This is a genomic window from Clostridioides sp. ZZV15-6388 (assembly GCF_020657755.1).
Taxonomy (GTDB): domain Bacteria; phylum Bacillota; class Clostridia; order Peptostreptococcales; family Peptostreptococcaceae; genus Clostridioides.
In genome coordinates, this window is sequence record NZ_JAGWCU010000071.1 from 1 (window position 1) to 1,235 (window position 1,235).

The 1,235-nt window shown below is 27.4% G+C and carries 1 protein-coding gene and 1 rRNA gene; both read left to right on the plus strand.

The genetic code is table 11. From position 1 onward, the window contains the following. The first annotated feature begins 183 nt into the window (after positions 1-183). Positions 184-888 (plus strand): N-acetylmuramoyl-L-alanine amidase CwlD, encoded by a 705-nt coding sequence (cwlD, locus tag KGF48_RS19730; protein ID WP_227436991.1) that lies wholly within the window; start codon positions 184-186, stop codon positions 886-888. Between the two features lie 284 nt (positions 889-1,172). Further along, positions 1,173-1,235, plus strand: a 16S ribosomal RNA gene (locus tag KGF48_RS19735); the annotation flags it as partial.

A 1,235-nucleotide genomic window follows, 5' to 3' on the forward strand; every position in this document is an offset into this window, starting at 1 on the left:
CCTGTTATTAGATAATAATTAAAAATAGGAATTTAGAGTAGACGTGAATATAGCATATTTATGTAATCATATATTAATATTAAAAAATAGAGATTGATAAATACTAAAGTGAAATTTAAATGTTTGTACTAATATTTGGAATATTATAGTGTTTTTATAAGTATACATATACAGGGTGATGTTGTGAGAAAGTACATAAAACATATAATTTTTAGTTTTGTTATGGTGTGTCTAGTAATAGTATCAATATTTGAAGTGAAAAATATTTCTGAAGATGTTATCAAATATATGCCAATAACAAATAAAACAATAATTTTAGATGCTGGTCATGGAGGTATTGATCCAGGAGCATTAAACAAGGATAAGAGCACATCTGAAAAAGATATCAACTTAGCAATAACACTTAAGCTTAGAGAGCTTATAGAATCAAGTGGAGGTCTTGTAATATTAACCAGAGAAGATGACAGTAGCCTCTATAAAGAAGAAAATAATAAAACTACAAGACAAAAATATAATGAGAACTTAAAAAATAGGAAAGAAATAATTTCTAATTCCAATGCTAATATGTTCGTATCCATACATCTAAATGCATTTGAACAGTCTAAATACTATGGAGCTCAGACCTTTTATCCTAAAGATAAACAAGATAGCAAGGAATTATCGAAGTGTATTCAAGAAGAACTTAAAAGAGTAGTAGATAAAACAAATAACAGAGAAGTTAAGCCTAGAGATGACATATACCTTTTGAAAGAAAATAATATTCCATCAGTGTTAATAGAGTGTGGTTTTCTATCAAATGAAAAAGAATGTAAACTTTTGACAGATGAAACATATCAAGAAAAGATAGCGTGGGCGATATACATAGGTATACAAAAATATCTAAGTTGAAATAATTATAAAAATAAGTCTAAATATGTAAATAGCTTGTATTGAGGTGTTTAAAAATGCATTAATATGAGCTATTTTTGTTTTGACAAAAAAATAATTAAAATAAAAGTTAAAAAAGCGTTGACTTAGAATAACATAGATGATATTATATATGAGTGCCCAAAAGGAGCACAAAAATAAGACAAAAGAACTTTGAAAATTAAACAGTAGGTTAATTTATAAACAAGAAACAAACCATAAAGCCAGATATTTTGATAACAATAGTATCTGAGCCTGATAAACTTTTATTTGAGAGTTTGATCCTGGCTCAGGATGAACGCTGGCGGCGTGCCTAACACATGCAAGTT